Source organism: Salinadaptatus halalkaliphilus, from assembly GCF_006543045.1.
In the GTDB taxonomy this organism is placed as follows: domain Archaea; phylum Halobacteriota; class Halobacteria; order Halobacteriales; family Natrialbaceae; genus Salinadaptatus; species Salinadaptatus halalkaliphilus.
On record NZ_RBZW01000055.1, the window covers coordinates 194,068 to 211,525 of the forward strand.

Annotated in this window: 15 protein-coding genes; 7 read left to right on the plus strand and 8 right to left on the minus strand. The window is 63.7% G+C overall.

Annotated elements, in window-relative coordinates:
• Positions 1-55 precede the first annotated feature (55 nt).
• Both pdxS and D8Y22_RS16390 read left to right on the plus strand, forming a co-directional pair.
• Positions 56-964 (plus strand): pyridoxal 5'-phosphate synthase lyase subunit PdxS, encoded by a 909-nt coding sequence (gene pdxS, locus D8Y22_RS16385; RefSeq protein WP_141465758.1) that lies wholly within the window; start codon positions 56-58, stop codon positions 962-964.
• A gap of 249 nt (positions 965-1,213) precedes the next feature.
• Positions 1,214-1,474 (plus strand): hypothetical protein, encoded by a 261-nt coding sequence (locus D8Y22_RS16390; RefSeq protein WP_174811886.1) that lies wholly within the window; start codon positions 1,214-1,216, stop codon positions 1,472-1,474.
• 50 nt (positions 1,475-1,524) lie between these two features.
• On the opposite strand, the gene D8Y22_RS16395 is transcribed toward D8Y22_RS16390, so the two are convergent.
• The 3 genes from D8Y22_RS16395 to D8Y22_RS16405 all read right to left on the minus strand — a co-directional run bounded on the left by D8Y22_RS16395 (position 1,525) and on the right by D8Y22_RS16405 (position 5,959).
• A complete protein-coding gene (locus tag D8Y22_RS16395) occupies positions 1,525-1,875 on the minus strand; it encodes a hypothetical protein (RefSeq protein WP_141465760.1) in 351 nt (116 codons plus the stop codon).
• A 1-nt stretch (position 1,876) separates the two neighbouring features.
• On the minus strand, positions 1,877-2,758 hold the full coding sequence (locus tag D8Y22_RS16400; protein WP_141465761.1) for a homoserine kinase: 882 nt from the start codon (positions 2,756-2,758) through the stop codon (positions 1,877-1,879).
• Between the two features lie 105 nt (positions 2,759-2,863).
• Entirely contained in the window at positions 2,864-5,959 is a 3,096-nt protein-coding gene (locus tag D8Y22_RS16405; RefSeq protein ID WP_141465762.1) for a methyl-accepting chemotaxis protein, read from the minus strand.
• A gap of 275 nt (positions 5,960-6,234) precedes the next feature.
• Between D8Y22_RS16405 and D8Y22_RS16410 the strand changes: the two genes are divergently transcribed.
• A complete protein-coding gene (locus D8Y22_RS16410; protein ID WP_141465763.1) occupies positions 6,235-7,575 on the plus strand; it encodes an ABC transporter substrate-binding protein in 1,341 nt (446 codons plus the stop codon).
• A 219-nt stretch (positions 7,576-7,794) separates the two neighbouring features.
• A complete protein-coding gene (locus D8Y22_RS16415) occupies positions 7,795-9,144 on the plus strand; it encodes an ABC transporter substrate-binding protein (RefSeq protein WP_141465764.1) in 1,350 nt (449 codons plus the stop codon).
• 43 nt (positions 9,145-9,187) lie between these two features.
• Here D8Y22_RS16415 and D8Y22_RS16420 read toward each other — a convergent pair whose 3' ends face one another.
• The gene (locus D8Y22_RS16420) at positions 9,188-10,453 is read right to left on the minus strand and encodes an MFS transporter (protein ID WP_141465765.1); all 1,266 of its coding nucleotides are present in this window, start codon (positions 10,451-10,453) and stop codon (positions 9,188-9,190) included.
• An 85-nt stretch (positions 10,454-10,538) separates the two neighbouring features.
• Entirely contained in the window at positions 10,539-11,162 is a 624-nt protein-coding gene (locus D8Y22_RS16425; protein WP_141465766.1) for a DUF6149 family protein, read from the minus strand.
• Between the two features lie 253 nt (positions 11,163-11,415).
• Here D8Y22_RS16425 and D8Y22_RS16430 point away from each other — a divergent pair, with 253 nt between their 5' ends.
• Together D8Y22_RS16430 and nrfD are read left to right on the plus strand one after the other, a co-directional pair.
• Positions 11,416-12,654, plus strand: a complete 1,239-nt coding sequence (locus D8Y22_RS16430) for an NAD(P)/FAD-dependent oxidoreductase (RefSeq protein WP_141465767.1) — start codon at positions 11,416-11,418, stop codon at positions 12,652-12,654.
• Between the two features lie 145 nt (positions 12,655-12,799).
• The gene (gene nrfD, locus D8Y22_RS16435; protein ID WP_141465768.1) at positions 12,800-14,158 is read left to right on the plus strand and encodes an NrfD/PsrC family molybdoenzyme membrane anchor subunit; all 1,359 of its coding nucleotides are present in this window, start codon (positions 12,800-12,802) and stop codon (positions 14,156-14,158) included.
• A gap of 33 nt (positions 14,159-14,191) precedes the next feature.
• Here nrfD and D8Y22_RS16440 read toward each other — a convergent pair whose 3' ends face one another.
• Positions 14,192-14,878: a triose-phosphate isomerase gene (locus tag D8Y22_RS16440; RefSeq protein ID WP_141465769.1), complete on the minus strand. Its 687-nt coding sequence runs from the start codon at positions 14,876-14,878 to the stop codon at positions 14,192-14,194.
• 7 nt (positions 14,879-14,885) lie between these two features.
• On the minus strand, positions 14,886-15,035 hold the full coding sequence (locus tag D8Y22_RS22465; RefSeq protein ID WP_174811887.1) for a DUF7557 family protein: 150 nt from the start codon (positions 15,033-15,035) through the stop codon (positions 14,886-14,888).
• A 564-nt stretch (positions 15,036-15,599) separates the two neighbouring features.
• On the opposite strand from D8Y22_RS22465, the gene D8Y22_RS16445 reads away from it, so the two are divergent.
• Positions 15,600-16,802: a chemotaxis protein CheC gene (locus D8Y22_RS16445; protein WP_141465770.1), complete on the plus strand. Its 1,203-nt coding sequence runs from the start codon at positions 15,600-15,602 to the stop codon at positions 16,800-16,802.
• On the opposite strand, the gene D8Y22_RS16450 is transcribed toward D8Y22_RS16445, so the two are convergent.
• On the minus strand, positions 16,799-17,290 hold the full coding sequence (locus D8Y22_RS16450) for a chemotaxis protein CheD (RefSeq protein ID WP_246084479.1): 492 nt from the start codon (positions 17,288-17,290) through the stop codon (positions 16,799-16,801). The two genes, D8Y22_RS16445 and D8Y22_RS16450, sit on opposite strands and share 4 nt — an antisense overlap.
• Positions 17,291-17,458 lie beyond the last annotated feature (168 nt).

The following is a 17,458-nucleotide window of genomic DNA, read 5'->3' on the forward strand; positions in this document are numbered from 1 at the left end:
CCAGTACAGGTCGCCAAAGGACACGCGTAAGTGCTGTGGGGCCCAACGGCGACTCATGTCCGACAGCACGGATCTCGAGGAACTGCGACGCGGTACCGACCTCGTCAAGCGCGGGTTCGCACAGATGCAAAAAGGCGGCGTCATCATGGACGTCGTCGACAAAGAACAGGCCCGCATCGCCGAGGACGCCGGTGCGGTCGCCGTGATGGCCCTGGAAGCCGTTCCCGCCGATATCCGCAAGCGCGGCGGCGTCGCCCGGATGGCCGATCCCGCCGATGTCGAGGAGATCGTCAACGAGGTATCGATTCCGGTCATGGGCAAGTCCCGTATCGGCCACACGAAGGAAGCCCAGATTCTCGAGGCCGTCGGCGTCGACATGATCGACGAATCGGAGGTTCTCACCCCAGCCGACGACGCCTACCACATCGACAAGCGCGACTTCACGGCCCCGTTCGTCTGTGGCGCACGGAACCTCGGTGAAGCGCTGCGCCGGATCGAGGAGGGCGCAGCGATGATCCGGACCAAGGGCGAGGCCGGCACCGGCGACGTCAACCAGGCCGTCCACCACCAGCGCACGATCAAGGGCGCGATCCGCGAACTCGAGGGCAAGAGCCACGAGGAGCGCGAGGCCTACGCCCGCGAGATCGAAGCGCCCGCCGAACTGGTCCACGAGACCGCCGAGATGGGACGACTCCCGGTCGTCAACTTCGCCGCTGGCGGCATCGCGACGCCGGCCGACGCCGCCCTCATGATGCACCACGAATGTGACGGCATCTTCGTCGGCAGCGGCATCTTCGGTGCGGAGAACCCGACCGCGATGGGCGAGGCCATCGTCGAGGCGGTCAACAACTGGGACGACCCCGAACGACTCGCCGATATCTCGAAGAACCTCGGCAAGGGGATGAAAGGCGACGCGAACGTCGATCTCTCCGAAGAGGAGCAGATGCAGGGTCGGGGCGTCTGATTTCGAGGCCGACAGCGCCGAGAACCGCGAGATAGACGGCTGGCCGGCGGGTGCCCACTACCCTGCGACGCGGTGACCTCGACGGCTACCCCCGCGAGAGTTGGGCGTCTTCGGCGACGGTTCGGGACAGCGACCGTTCGGCAAGCTGCCTCGTTATCTCCGTCGATCACCTGTCTTCTTCATGAATCAGGTATCGCCACACTCACCGTTCGAACAGCTATCGGAGCGCCTCGAGGCGGAAACCGCCCGTTGCTCGAGGAGAACGCCGCCGACGCACCCGACGAGGCGATCTCGGCGGCCACGAGCGAACTTTGGGACGTCGTCGCCGAACTCGAGGACCTGCAATCCGACAGCGGTTTCGCTGGTACCACACGGCCCGCTCCCGGCCAGCGCGTCCACGAGAATATCGACCGTCCCGCAGAACGTTCACGGAGCGGCGGTCGACGCTCTCCCCCGGATCTACGGCCGCCGCTGGAAGACGAACGACGGATCGCGGTGAGTCGACGCTAAGACACGTTCGCGTCGGCCCTCGAGCGTCGGTCACACGTTTCACACCGGTGTTACCACCACGCCCGCGGCGGTGGAACCAGCCCCGACTGAACGAGTGCGAGAAACGCGAGATAGGTAATAGCTCCCCCACAGCACAGCGACAGTACCGTTTCGGGTGCGACGAGCGCACCGATGACGATGACGAGCAAGGCGAGGGCGAGCGAAAGTCCCTGGACGGCGGCTCGGTCCCAGTAGTGCCGAACAGTCGCGACATCTCGAGCGGCGACGATCTCGAAAGCAATCGCCCCGAGACCACCGACGGCAGTCGCGGACAGCGACGGCGATGCGTCGACCAGAACGAACGCGACGCCTGCAGCGACGAGGACGACGACCGCGAGCGCGGCGTCGGACCCAGTCCCCATCTCACTCGCGGTACAGTCGCGCGCCCTCGCCGACGGCCGTCTGATAGGCTCGGCTCTCGATGCCGACCGAATCGAAGGCCTCGAGCATCGCTGCCGCAACGTCGCGGCGACTTGACCCCCGACAGACAGCCAGAATGCCCGGCCCCGCGCCGCTGACGGTGACGCCCGTTGCACCGGCCTCGAGGGCGGCCTCGCGGACGCGTTCGTAGCCCTCGATGAGAGCGGTGCGTTCGGGCGTGACGATACGATCTGCCATCCCGCGGCCGACGAGTTCGGGGTCGTCACGGGTCATCCCGACGGCCAGCGTCGCGGCGTGGCCCACGGTGTCGACGACATCGTCCAGCGACGCGTGTTCGGGGACGACATCGCGGGCGTCCCGTGTCGAGACGGTCGTCTCGGGGAGGCACGCGACGACAGGAATCGAGGCGTCGACCTGCGTGATACCGCCGTCCGCGACCACGGTGAAGCCACCCAGTAGCGACGGTGCGACGTTGTCCGAGTGTGCCTCACCGGAGACGAGCGCCTCACCTTCGGCCGCGATCGGCACCAGCTCTTCGCGCGTGAGTCCACGGTCGTAGAGTTCGTTGAGCGCGACGGCAGCGCCGGCCGCGCTTGCAGCCGACGATCCGAGGCCGGAGGACGGACGTACGCCCTTGTCGATCCGGATTCGAGCCGGCGCATCCAGCGCGTCGGCGACCGCACCGACGGTATTTTTCTTCGGATCCTCCGGAATGTACTGGCTCCCGGCACCCGTCACCGAGATCGTCGTCTCCGGGGCGCGTTCGACCCGGACGACATCGGCTGGCGTCCCGAGCGCGACGCCGAATACGTCGAAACCGCTCCCCAGGTTCGCACTCGTCGCCGGGGCTCGAACGGTAAGCATGCGAATTTCTTGCCAGAGTGGACGCAAAAAGGTAGCGAACGAGGCCGACTCGAGTCGACAGACGAATCGGCGGCCACCGTCGGTCCTGGCGATCGCCGATGGCCGTTACTCGTCGTTTTCGTCGCCGAACGTAAAGACGTCGTCGGTGGTATCCTCGTCGTCGCCGGTCGTCGTCCGGTCTTCCGTGTCGGCATCGCTCGTCGATTCACCGGGTGTGTCTGACTCGCTCGCGAGCGAGTCGCCAGCGTCGTCCGCGAGGGGGTCCTCGCCCGTATCGACCGACTCGTCAGCGAGTGGATCGTCGGTCTCGTCAGCGAGTGGATCGTCGGTCGTCGTCTCCATGCCGAAGTCGATCGCCTCGATGTCGGCCGACGCCGGCTGGTCGTCGCCAGTGCTGTGATCGTCGGTGTCGTCGACGGCCGCTTGGTTGTCGGTATCGGAACCGTCGGTTGGTGTGGTCGACTCCGTCGGTGTGGCGGCGAGCGGGTCAGCGTCGGCAGCCGCAGTCTCTCGGTCGCCGCTTCCGAAGTCGATCTGGTCGGCGCCGTCGATCGAACCGTCGGTCCCGGTATCAGCCTCGGTGTCGGCTTGGGTCTCGGGTTCGTCGAACTCGAGACGCTCCTCGGCGTCACGCTCGTCAATTTCGCGTTCCTCCGCCGACGAAGCTGCCGGTTGCGCTGGGTCGGGCGAGACGTTCTCGGCTGGCTGATTCGCCGTCCCTGGCTGTGCTGTGTCGATCTCGTCCAGCACCGTCTCGGCGTCGGTTAGTGACTCGCCGCCCTGGTGGCCGTCGGCCGCATCGAACGTAACTCCGCCGTCGGCGTCGTCTCCCGGTTCGGCGGGATCGTCGTCCGTATCGACTGGTGAGTCCGTCTCGGCCGCCAGCGATGGCGCAAGCGTCGCGGCCCCCGTCTCGGCGTCGGGATCGGTTTCGAACCGGTCGAGCGCTTCCGAAAGCTGGCTCGACTGCCCGGAGAGGTTCGACGCTGCCTCGGTCACCTCCGTCAGTGCCGTCGTCTGCTCCTCGGCTGCCGCGGCGACGTTTTCTGCCTCGGCGGTCGTCTCCTCGGAGACCGTCGCCGCCTCGTCGACGATCGCGACAACCTCCTGGGTCGATGCCGCCTGCTCTTCGGTCGCGGCAGAGATCTCCTGGACGCCAACGTTCGTCTCGCGTGCGAGGTCGGCGATCTCCTCGAGTGCTTCGACGGCTTCTTCGACCCGTTCGCCGGCATCGTGGATGTTCTCGCTCGTCCCTTCGACCTCGGCCGTCGACTGTTCGGTCCGCTCGCGGATTCCTTCGAGTCGGTCCTCGGCCTCGTCGGCCGCCTCGGCGACGTCCTCGGAGAGGGCCTTGACCTCCTTGGCGACGACGGCGAACCCTTCTTCGTCCTCGCCGCTTGCCGATCGCGAGGCCTCGATGTTGGCGTTGAGCGCCAGCATGTTGGTCTGGCGGGCGATCTCGGAAATCGTCGCGATCAGTTCGTCGATCTGCTGGACTTCCTGCTCGAGGCGACGCATTTCGGCGACGGCGTCTTCGGCCTCGCGTTCGATGGTCGTCATCGCGCTGATCGCATCCTGTGCGGCTTCCTGTCCCTCTTGGCCGGTTTGGACGGTTCGCTCGGCGATATCTGCGACCTCGTTCGAGGATGCGGCGATCTCTTCGGTCGTCGTCGAAAGGCCGCTCATCTCCTGGTTGACCGACTGCAGCGATTCGTTCTGGCGCTCCGCGCCGTCGGAAATCTCCTGGATCGACTCGGTCACCTGCTCGGAGGCCGATCGGACTTCTTCGCTCGAGGCCGTCACCTGCTCGGAGGCGGTCGCCACGTCGGTCGCGAAGGTACTGAGTTCGGCGATGGTGGCCTCGATCTCTTCGAGCATCTCGTTGAAATCGTCGGCGATGTCGTTCATGGCCTCGTTCTCGCTGTCGGCGGTCATCCGAGCCGTGAGATCGCCGTTGGCCGTCGTCTCCATGACGTCGCTGTACGCCGTCGCCTTGCGCTCTAAGTGGTCGTTGATCTCGGCGATGCGTTCGCGTTCCTGTTCGGCCTCGTCGCGGGCCGCCTCGGCTTCCTTGATCTGCTCGCGCAGCGCCACGCGCATCGAGTCGAAGCCGTCGTAGAGCCGGCCGATGTTGTCGATGCGTTTGGTCTCGAGATCGACGTCCAAGTTACCCTCTTCCATCTCGCCGGCCTTGCGGGTTAGTCGGTCGATCGAGACTGCGGTGTTGCGGCCCAGCACCGCACCGATCAGCCCGATCAGCAAGACGCCACCGGCCGTTGCGTAGTATCCCCAGTCGTTGACGGTCTGGACGAAGCCGTAGGCCTGACTTTCGGGTTCGTGGGTCAGAACGACCCAGTCGGTCCCGTAGACGCGAGCCGAACTGACGACGTACGATTCCGCGGGGAAGTCGTACATCTCGAGTGCGTTCGCCGTGCCTGCGGGGACCTGCCGCGTCGTCGCACCGTCGGTTCTGGCGTCGTCGACGATCGATGCGTCGTCGTATACCTCGTTGAGGGTGGCGTAGTCCTCGCCGTAGCCGGCGTTGTCGAGGATGATCTCGTTGTTGCCGTCGACGACGAGCGTGACGACGCCCTCGCGGTCCTCGAGTTGGCTGCCGTGGCTTTCGATCTCGGCCGTGTAGACGATCGCTCGGTCGTCTGCGTTTGGTACCGAGAGGACGTAGGAGACGACGGCTGCCTGCTCGCCGAGTTCGCCGTCGGCGACGTAGGGTGCAGAGACCCACGGGACTTCGTCCGTGGCCACGGCGAAAGCATCGGCGTCGATCTCCTCGAAGTCGTCGATCGAGCCACCCTGGCGATCCCCGTGGGTAGTTGCGAGGATCGTTCCATTGTCCGTATCGACGTAGTCGATGCCGTGAGTGTCGTCGGCGATGTGTTCGTCCCACTCGAGGAACCGCTGTTGTAGTGCTTCCGTATCGTCACTGACGACGGCCTCGGAGTAGGCGATATTCGAGAGCGTGCGCTCGTTTTGTTCGTTCCACATCTGTACGCCCTGTGCTTCCTGGCTGGCGATGTCGGTCTGATCGGATTCGACCCGATCCTCGACTTCGGTCGTAATGCCAGCCGTTGCGACGAAACCGATAAGTCCGACCGACAGTCCCAAGACGAGCAGTACGATGCCAAACTTGACCGCATATCTGCGTCTAATTGCTGCCGGTACGAGCCGTCGAACGAAATCCATTGATATCGGAGGGATGCTGCCCTCGATACATAAATTGTCATCCGAAGTTATCGACACTGATAATTTAGTGCGGTGGACGTACGCCCTGTAATTCTAGCAGAAAAATCGGTTTGCAATCTAATATCTTGGTCGAGGGGTATCACTGTAATATATTGCTGATCTCGTAAACACACGTCAAATAATACGTACCGCGACAACCGTTTCAATGAAGCAGTTCGACAAGCGGAACATTCTCCGGTAGTGTTAAGAAACAGAGCGCTAAATGACCACGCAATATGACCAATGCGAGCCAGGGGACGGCGTCGCTCGAGGCGGCCCGGCACACCGTCCGCACACGCCCAAACAGACGACACGTGCTCGGAGCGGTGGCCGGGACGTCGATCGGATCATTGGCCGGCTGTCTCGAGACCTACGAGACGGTCGCCGGAAGCGCCGACGAGACGGAGGAAACGATCACGATCGGCGTTCTCGCAGCCGATCCTGATGGGGACTATCTCGGCCAGTCGATCGTCCGGTCCGTCAGGCTTGCCGTCGATCAGCTCAACGAGGAGGACGGTATCGGCGGCGCGCCGGTCGAACTCGCCGTCGGTGATACGAACGGCAACCCACTCGAGGGACGCCGGGAGTACCAGCGACTCGTGTTAGAGGAAGGCGCAGATGTCACGATCGGCGTCGGAACCAGCGAAGTGTTGGTCGAACTGGCACAGGATATCGCCGAGCAGGAGACGGTACACATTACCGCCGGCGCGGCGACGACCGCGATCACGGACCTCGTCCGCGACCAGTACGACCAGTACAAGTATCACTTCCGTGCCGGTCCGGTCAACGAGTACGACCTCGGTGAGGCCCAGATCGACTTTCTGCAGGAGATGGCGCCCGAACTGGGCTGGGAATCGATCGCGCTGCTTGCCGAAGATTACAGCTGGTCGGAGGGATCGTGGGAAACCTTTCAGGAACAGCGAGCGGATCTCCCCCTCGACATCGCGGTCGAACAGCGATATCCGCCAGCGACCAACGATTTCGGTGCTATCTACGACGAAGCCGAAGCGGCCGACATCGACTCGGTGTTCATCTCGACGGCTCACACCGGCACCGACGCCGTTCTCGATTGGGCTGGACAGCGCCCCTTCGGATTCGGCGGGATCCACGTTCCGTTGCAGTTACCGACCTACTACGAGGCGACCAACGGAGCCTGTCGGTACGCCATCGGACAAAGTAGCGCGCCGCTTGGACCCGATGTCACGCCGGAAAGCGAGGCGCTTCGAACCGCCTACCAGGACGCCTACGGCGAATCGACGCCGGTCTACACCGGCTACTTTGCCTACGACGCGACGATGGTGTTTGCCCAAGCGGTCGAACAAACGAGTACCGACGGCTCGACGGTCATGCCCGAGGCCGACGACCTCGTCGAGACGCTCGAGGAGATCGAGGTTGCGGGTAGTTCCGGCACCATCGAATTCCACGACCGAGACGGGGAGTATCCACACGACCTGATCTATAGGGAAGGGGATACGTTCTACTTCCAGTGGCAAGAACAGGACGGCGAAGGCGTCCAGGAGATCATCTGGCCCGAGGAGTACGCGACGGCCGAGTACGTTCCACCGGCGTGGTTGTGAAGTACCTCGGGGGCAATCCCCGAGGCGATCCACGACAAAACCCGTGCTCGCGGACTGACGAACCGATACCACGTACCACGTCTGTCTCTGCGGGAGGTCTCCGCTGAATGGACTACCCGCTCGCTGATACAATGATTTTCGAGTTTTCGAGCGTTGATCCTGGTGTATGTGGAAAAATCGTCCACAAAGACTAAGCGATTTGCTAACTCATTGAAAGCTATGGAAAATCGGGGACTGGGGAATGTAGCCAACTCGTTGCCGACTGGCACAGAGAGATACACCCGCCGACGGCTCTTGACGGCGAGTGCCGGCGTCGGCGCCGTTTCGCTCGCTGGCTGTCTCGAGTCGACCGATGTCGAGGAAGCGGTTCTCGGCACGGCGGACGACGGCGACGATGCGGTGACGATCGGCGTGCTCGCCCCGAACCCGGAGAGCGATTTTATCGGTCGATCGATGGCACGCGGCGCCGCTGTTGCCGTCGAGCAACTCAACGATGCCGGCGGGATCCTCGGTCGGGAGGTCGAACTCGTCGTCGGCAACACGGCGGCGAACCCCCTCGAGGCTCGCCGGGAGTATCATCGCCTCGTCTTAGAGGAGGGCGCAGACGTGACGGTCGGGGTCTTCGACAGTCCGGCGCTGGTCACGCTCATGGACGAGATCGCCGAACAGGAGACGATTCATCTAACGACGGGAGCGGCGACGACAGTGGCGAGCCAGTTCGTCACCGAGAACTACGACCGGTACAAGTATCACTTCCGCGTCGGACCGACCAACGAAATCGATCTGGGACGTGGCATCGTCGACTTCGTCGACGGGATCGCCGCCGATGTCGGATGGGAAACGGTTGCCGTTCTGGCTGAGGACTACGACTGGGCGGACGGGCCCTGGTCGGTGCTCCAGAATGACCTTCAGGAAACCGGCGTCGATGTCGCGCTCGAGCAGCGGTATCCGCCGGCGACCGACGACTTCGTCGATCGGTACGACGAGGCAACAGCAGCCGAGGCCGACGTCGCGCTCATCGCGACGGCTCACACCGGTACCGAAGCGCTGTTAGACTGGGCGTATCCGAACCGCCCGGAGCCAGACCCCCGCCCCTATCCGTTCGAATTCGGCGGGATTCACGTGCCGATGCAACTGCCAACCTACTACGAGCAGACCGACGGCGCCTGCCGGTACGGCTTCTGTCAGATCAGTGCAACGGCCCAGAGCGACGTCGGTGACCTGACCCAATCGTTCGTCGGCGAGTACGAGAGCACGTACGGCGAGACGCCGGTGTACACCGGCTACACGACCTACGAAGCGGTCAGGCTGTTCGCCGACCGAGCGGCGGCCGTCGGCGAACTCGAGACCGACGATCTCGTTACCGCTCTCGAGGATGCGTCCTTCGATGGAGCGACCGGCACGATCGAATTCTACGATCGGGATCACGAGTTCGCACACGATCTCGTCTACAACGAGGACGAGGCGCTGTTTTTCCAGTGGCAGGAACGGGACGGCGAGGGCGTTCAGGAGATCGTCTGGCCCGAGGAGTACGCGACCGCCGAGTACGTCTCGCCGCCCTGGACCTGACCGCGAGCGAGTCGGCCGGTGTGTTCGCCGAGTCGTGCCGAGATCAGTCGTCGACACCCTCCTCGAGCGGTTGGTCGGCCCCGACGAACCGACCGAGGCCGGCGGCGAGCGCGGCCGAAAGCAGGGTCCCAGCCAGAGCAAACCCGGCGATGACGAGGAAAAACGTCGCCGTCGAGAACCCCCCGAGGACGTAGCCGCCGATCGCGATGCTCGCCGCACCGAGACCGAACTCGCCGAGGTAGGTGTAGCCGTAGGACAGGCCACGAGTATCCGGCGGCGTGTAGACCGCCACGGCGTTCTGGTAGAACGGCTGGATGCCAAAGAGGACGAATCCGAAGACGCCACAGAGGACGACGATCGCCCCCAGTCCCATCGCCGTGACGGGGACGAACGCGACCGCGAGGATCGCCAACGCGAAGAAAAACCCGACCAATCCGCGAGCCGGTTCGACGCGATCGGTCAACTTCCCGCCGGCGTACTGGCCGGCCATCCCGATGACGAGCAGGCTGACGTAGATGTAGTCGGCCGGCTCGATCCCCTCGAGGCCGTCGGGCAGCGCCAGGGCGTCCATCGCGGGCACCCCGTGGAGGATCTCGGGGAGATAGGTAAGCATTCCGCGGTAGTACAGGCCCTCGAACGTGACGATCACGAAGACGATGGCGAACGCGCTGGCGAACAGCGTCCGCGAGTTCGAGAATAGCTCCTCGAGCGAGAGCGCCTCGTCCGGGCCGGCGTCGATGTCGTCTTCGACTGCCGCGGTCGAATCGAACTCGGCGCTGAGGCCGTAGATGACGGCCACCAGGCCGGGAACCGCGAGGATCGCCGCAACGAGTTGCCACTCGAGGGTGATGAGCAAGGTTGCGGCGACGAAGGGGCCGAGCGCGATGCCGACGTTGCCGGCGATGCCGTGCCAGGCGAAGACGGTGCCTCGCTCCTCGACGCCGGTGCTGATCAGCGCGAGCCCGGCGGGGTGGTAGATGCTCGCGGCGATCCCCCACAGGAGGAGGCCAGCGGCGATGGCGGCGATCGATGTGGCTGTGGCAAGAACGAGAAAGGAGAGACTCATACCGGCGAGACAGACGACGACGAGCCGCTTCGGTCCGAATCGATCGGCCAGAATGCCCGCCGGGAGCGCGCCGAGGCCGAACGGGGCGTAGCCGAGGGCGACGACCAGTCCCAGCAAGGCAACGCCGATGTCGAACTCGGCGAGCCAGATCACGAGAAAGATCGGGATCGACGTCTCGAACCAGTGGACCAGCGCGTGGCCCGTCATCGTGAACCCGGCGATCGACCGATCGTTTCCGTCCATGCTCGCGTCTTCGTCGAAAGGCGACGGCGCGCGTACTTAGCCGCTTGGGAAGGGGAACGCGTCGATCCGATTGGGGATCAGCGGTCTAGGAGCCGTCCTCGAGCGTCGCGTCGTCCGCGCTGGTAGTTGCCGACTCGTCGACCCCGACGGCCTGGCTCACGTCCACGTCAGCCGGTGCTTCCTGCCCGCCGACGACGAGGTCGCCGTCGTCAGTTTCGACGTAGACATCGTCGGCGAACCCGCCTTCGACGTGGGGGTGATCGGGGTCCTCGAGTCGTTCGGGGGTCGACGGCGCTTCGGGCAGCCCCTCGGGTGGCTCGAACTGGCCCAGCGGTTCGTCGATCGTGATGTCCCAGCGCTCGAAGAACTCGACGTAGCGCTCGTAGTGGGCCTCGAGTTCGTCGGTCGGAAACTCCATCATCTCGGTCCAGCCGTGGTTGTAGAAGTCGAAGTTGGCCTGAATGTGGGTGATCTCGCGGGCTTCGGCCTCCGAGTAGCCGTCTTGGAGCGCACGCAGGTAGCTGTCGACAGTGGCCTCGAAGAGTCCGTCGAGGTGGTCCTCGCGTTCGTCGGCACGGTCGGGGTCGGCCTTCCCCAGGAACACCCTGGTGTGAAGGCGAACGAGTCCCGACGTGGCGACCGACCGAACGATCGGCGTCTCGAGTGCCTTCCGTGAGGCGAAGTGACGTGCATTTTGATGGAGTTTCATAGTCGTCCATTCGGCAGGACGCCTAAAGAAGGGTCCGGGAGCGATCGACGAGTCCGGCACGAGATCGCAGCGTTGGCCCGTTGCAGTTGTTAGCATATCGAAGGTCTAAGAAATGTTGCCTCGATCGTACTCTATTCATGACATTGTTAATATATCGCCGAACTAGAACGGACAATCGTGTCGATGGAGCAGTCCCTGGGTAAAATAGACGAGATAGCAATCCACTTTAACCCCGATTACGAACCATCCGTACATGACCCAGTACGTTATCATCGGGGACGGAATCTCCGGCAGTTCGGCTGCCGAGACGCTCCGGGAAGAGGAGCCGGAGGCAGAGATTACCGTTATTACCGATGAGGGGGAGCCACTGTACAATCGGATCCTCATCAAGGAACACGCGAAGGGAAAGCTCCCCGAGGCCCCGATCTCGATTCACGACGAGGAGTGGTACGCCGAGCGCGACATCGAACTCTCGCTCAACACCCACGTGACGTCGGTCGACACCGACGCCAAGGTCGTCCATACCCACGAGGGCGACGACCTCGAGTACGACAAACTGCTGATCGCGACCGGCGGGACGCCGACCCAGCTCCCGGTCGACAACAGCGACGCCGACGGCGTCCACCACTTCTGGACCTTCCAGGACGCCCGCGCGATTCGCGAGAGTTCCGAGGCGGCCGATCGCGGCGTCATCGTCGGTGCCGGGCTGCTCGGCATCGACTTCGCGGCCGTCTGTGGCGCCCAGGGCGTCGAGGCCGACTACCTGATGCGTGGCGATCGCTGGTGGCGCTACGCGCTGTCGGCCGACGGCGCCGAGATCATGCACGAGGGCATGCGCGAGGTTGGCGTCGAACCGGTCTTCGACAGCGGCGTCGATCAGTTCGAAGTCGACGACGACGGCCACGTGACGGCCGCGATCGACCCCAACGGGGAGCGCTATCCCTGTGACTTCGCCGGCGTCGCGATCGGTCTCACGTTCAACACCGAATTCCTCGGCGATATCGATCTCGAGGAGGAAAACGGCATCGTCGTTGACGAGTATATGCAGACGAGCATCGACGACGTGTACGCGGCCGGCGACATCACGCGGTTTTACGACGTTTTGCTCGGCGAGCAAGCCCAGAACGGATCGTGGGGCTCGGCCAAGGAACAGGGTCGGGTCGCCGCCATCAACATGGCTGCCGACGACGAGGCCGAAGGCTTCGAGTGGGTGTCGTCGTACTCGATTACGCACTTCGACTTCCCGTTTCTCTCCTTTGGCCACCCGACGCTCGGCGACGACCACGCCGAACGCCGGTACAGCGACACCGAGTGGCGACGGATCGCGTTCAAAGACGGCAAGATAGTCGGCGGCGTCCTCATCGGCGATCTCTCCCCGCAGAGTACGTTCAAGCAACTGATGCGCGAACAGCGCGATGTCGCCGATCAGGCCGACGTTCTCCTCGAGCAATCCGTCGATATCGACGAACTTGCGCCGCCCCAGGAACAGTAGTAGTCGCCGAACTCGCCGTTTCGATTCGCGTTTCTCGTGGCTCGTCTCGTGACGCGTTCCCCTTTCGCCTCCGGACAGTGTGGCTTGCACTCGCACGCTCTGTAACGAAATGCGTGGCTGGAATAGGTTGGGTAACACGTCTCAAATGAGCACCAAAACGCCACGCAAAGCCGATATTCTTCGGCCGATTCAACAGACCTCGACGGCGTACTACGTGTTGGTCGCTATCGCGGGCCTCGCGCTCGGGCTCTTTCTCCTCGGGTGGGCCTACCAGCTCTATGAAGGGATGGTCGTCACTGGCCTCTCGGACTGGGGTAGCGGCGGCGGCGTCACCTGGGGCGTCTACATCGGCGCGTTCATCTGGTGGGTCGGGATCGCCCACGGCGGGATCATCCTCTCGGCGGCGGTCCGGCTGCTCGGCATGGACCGGTACATGCCGGTCGCCCGCCTCGCCGAGATGCTCACGCTGGCCGGTCTCTCCGCGGCTGGCTTCTACATCATCGTCCACATGGGCCGTCCCGACCGGATGGTCACGAGCGTGCTCGGTCACTACCACATCACGGTCAACAACTCGCCGCTGGTGTGGGACGTGACCGTCATCACGGCCTACTTCGTGCTGACCGCGACTTACCTCGCGCTCACGCTCCGATACGACATCACGCGATTGCGCGATCAGCTTCCCGACCACTTCGGGCCGCTCTATGCGGTCATGACGCTTGGCTACACCGAGGAAGAAGACGAAGTCGTCCAGCGGATGGTCTGGTGGCTCGCACTCGCGATCATCATCATGGCGCCGCTGCTCCTTCACGGCGGCGTGATTCCGTGGCTGTTCGCGGTCTTGCCGACCTATCCCCGCTGGTTCGGCGGCGTGCAGGGTCCGCAGTTCCTGACGATCGCGCTCACCTCGGCCATCAGCGGCGTCATCATCCTCTCGTATGCCTTCCGACGAGCCTACGACTGGGATCACATCATGACCGACGACATCTTCCGCGGACTGACGCTGTGGCTCGGCTTCTTTACACTCCTCTTTCTCTGGCTCCAGCTCCAGCAGATCACGACGGGTACGTTCTTCCCACCCGTCGAGCTCGAGGTCGCGTGGGTCGCCACCCTCGAGCACCCGGTCTACGTCCTCTCGATGAGCCTGGTCACGGCCGTCCTCGCCTTTATTTTCGCCCAGACGATCCGGCCCGCGTTGTTCTCGAAGGGGCGAGCGATCGTCTGTGCGTTTGCCATCCTCACCGCGACGTTGCTGGAGAAGGTGTTGTTCGTCGTCGAGGGATTCTTTCACCCGGCGTTCGAAATTTACTACGCGACTCCCGGGACGTACGTCCCGAGCCTGATCGAAATCGCCTCCGTCACGGGGACGATCGGGATGGTGGCGCTCTTTTTCCTGACCATCGCCAAGATCGTCCCGGTGGTCGAACTCCACGCGATCGAGCACCTGCGGGCCGATCACGACCACGGCAGCGAACCGAGACAGGAGCGCGAGACGACACACGAGTGACGCGATGCGCCCGCCACTCGGCCCGAAGCAGTGTTACTCGTCGGCGGACGGAACTGCTGTCGCGATCGACCGAAGCCACGCCGCTCGATCATCAGCCTCGAGGAGCGCCGAGGCCGCGCCCGTCGCGTCGGCACCGTACTCGAACGCCCGGGCAACGTCCGCGGCGGTTCGAATCCCGCCGCCGACGAAGACGCTGGTACGCGGGTTTTCGTCGTCGACCATCGCGACGACGCGCTCGAGTCGCGCTGGTTCGGTTCGGAGCAACCCGTCGTCGGCGGCGATGTCGGCCGGCCGCTCGAACAGCAACCAGTCTGGATCGAACGTCAACGCCGCGTTCGCCGTCTCGCGGTCGGGCGCCCAGACGATCGACTCGAGGCCGAGTTCGCGACACCGATCGACCGCTCGACCGATGTCGGCCAATCCCGCGTCGCGTTCGGGGTGGGTGAGAAAGGCGGCGTCAACACCGGCGTCTGCGACGCCCTCGAGGGTGGCGCCACCGAGTCCGGCCCGTTCGCGCGGTGTCGCAGTCTGGGCGACCACGGGGAGTGGCGTCTGTTCGGCGATCCACCGGAGATCGGGAAGGTGGGGCGCGACGGCAAACCGTGCCCCGGTGTCGGCTCGAACGCGCTCGATCGCGTCGACGATCGAGCGGCCGTCCTCGCCAGCGGTTTCTGGTGCCACCTTGAAATTGACGAGGAAGGACGACTGTGGGAGTCCCATTCAGCGGTTACTCCGAGTACCCTTCCTGTAAGAACGCTCCTTCGGTCTCGTAGATCGACACCAGTTCTTCGACGAACTCCTCGATCGACTCGTCGGGTTCGCAGTGGCTCTCGAGGCGTTCCCTGAGATCGTCGCTGATTTCGATCGTTTGTGTCATGGTCGTGGGTTGTCGGGTTGGCGCTATCAGATACTCCCGGATATCGTCGGCACCCGGTATCTGTGCGGGTTCCGATCGCGATATCGGGACAGGATACCATCCGACAGCACTAGTCCCGTTCGCACCCAACCGGCAAATAAATCGGGGGCGACTCATTCCCGTAGACACATATCAACCTGCGTAGTTCTTGGCGCGCGGAAAACGGCGCCACTGTCTGGTACATCGACGGTGGCATTTCGGTGCAATAACGGGGCAATGGAGCCATGGAGCGTGTGACAGGGTCCAGGCTCCGACCGGTTTTCGACGTTCGTACGCAAAATTGTTCCGATTAGTGTCATCGGCTGCAACGACTGGGACCGTCGGTTCTCGAACGCGAGTACTCACAGAAGCTCATACGGATTGCTGTAACGATTTACCGGCGCAACCGCGACCCGGACGGCGGTTGCGCCGGAAATGACTTACAGTAAACCGTATCACTCCCGGGTTCCAAAAAATAGATTACCGAACCGACCGATGGCCGTGGTATGTCACGACTCGTCTGTCAGTTTGTCGGGGGCTAACGCGATGGAAATCGATATTCACTCACTCGAGACGTACAACGAGTTGGCTCGAGACGGCGCCGAATCCGCAGCCGATGCGCTGACGGAACTGGCGGGGGTCCAGACGCGCGTCGAGGTGACCGACGTCTCGTTGCAGTCGCCGTCGGATCTGGCCTACGCGTTCGGCGATCGCACCTTTGCCGGCGTCCAGGTGTCACTCGGCGACCCGTTGTCCGGGGAAACGGTGCTCGCTTTCGACGAGGGCAGCCGAGAGGCGATCGCTGACGAACTCGTTCCGGCAGCCGGTCCGGATCGGGCCGAAAGCGCCATCGTCGAAGTCGCGAACATCATGGTAAACGGCTTCGTCGGCGGGTGGGCGGACCACCTCGAGACGAAAGTCGACCTCACGCCACCGACCGCCGTCGAGGGAAGGGGTGTCGACGTCCTCCCGGAGACGGTGACCGCGACCGACGACTCCGCCTTCGTCTTTCGAAGCCGCGTCGATATCGTCGGTGCGGATGTCGACTTCCGACTCCTGCTTGTCCCGGAACGCGACTCGCTCGCTCGTCTGCTGTCGGAGCGCACCGCTGGTGGGATCTCCCTCGAGAAACTCGAGGTGTTCACCGAGATGACCGAACGCGGGGCGACGAGAGCCGCCGACAGCCTCACCGCGATGACCGACCTCGATGTCGACGTCGAGGTAAACCGGTTGAACTTCACACCCATGCCAGACATTCCTGTGCAGGTGGGTGACGGCCGACGAGTCGGGACCGTCGTCGAGTATACGGGGACGCCGAGTGGCTATCTGGCGGTGTTGTTCGATCCGCCGTCGGCCCGAACCAGCGTCGATGCGCTCTTACCGACGGGACTGGAATCCGCGGCGGGCTGGTCCGAAACCGAACGAGAAGCGCTGGAGGAACTCTGTAACGTCGCCGTCAGCGGCTTTCTCGACGGCTGGGCGAACGTCCTCGAGACGTCGATCAAACACTCGCCACCCTCGTTTATCGACGATATGGGATCGTCGATCGTCAGCCCGATCGTCGCCGATATCGCCCGGTCGGGCAACTACGCGTTCGTTCTCGACTCCGCGATCGAAGCCGCCGACAACGAGCCGGTTCGCTGCCAGCTGTTTGCACTCCCTCATCCCGACGAACTCGAGACAGCCCTCGAACAACTGTTGATCGATCGCGCCGAGAAGACGAGAGCCGACCCCAGCGACATCTTCTAGTATCGCCGACGGTCGCCGCTTGCGGTCTTGATCACAAGCTCGCCGGTTCCGGGCAGGAACGTCACCATCCGCCCGGTGGTTCCGCCGACATCGGCATCCCGGATCGGAATCCCTCGCGCCTCGAGCAGACTGCGAGCAGCGTCGACGTTTCGGTCGCCGATCGGTCGGTCGAAGCTATCGAACTCGAGCATCTTCGCGCCGCCGGCGAGTTTGCTCCAGGTGCGTGAGAGGTGTCCACCCTCAGCTGTAAACGCCTCGAGCAGTGTATCGATCCCCGAATCGGCGAACTTCGCCGGTGGTGCTCGGGTCGTGTTTTCGTTTTCGGTCGGAAGCATGAAGTGTAACAACCCGCTGACGGCCGCCCGCTCGTCGTGGATCGCGACGACGACACAGGAGCCGACGCCGCTCGTCCGAAGCGGTTGCTCGTCGGTCGAAAGCGCATACTCCGCGACGCCGACCGGAATCGGGCTAGATTCGGATTCGCTCACGTATCTCCCTCTGACACAACCGCACTCGACTCCACATCGTCGGTTCGGGATCGTATGACTTCCGGCCGTTTGACCGTTCCAATTTTCAGTAGCTTTCAGTAGTACACCGTAAGAAACGGATACACTGTTGGACGACTGGGCCGCGTCCATCACTCCCATCCGCATTCG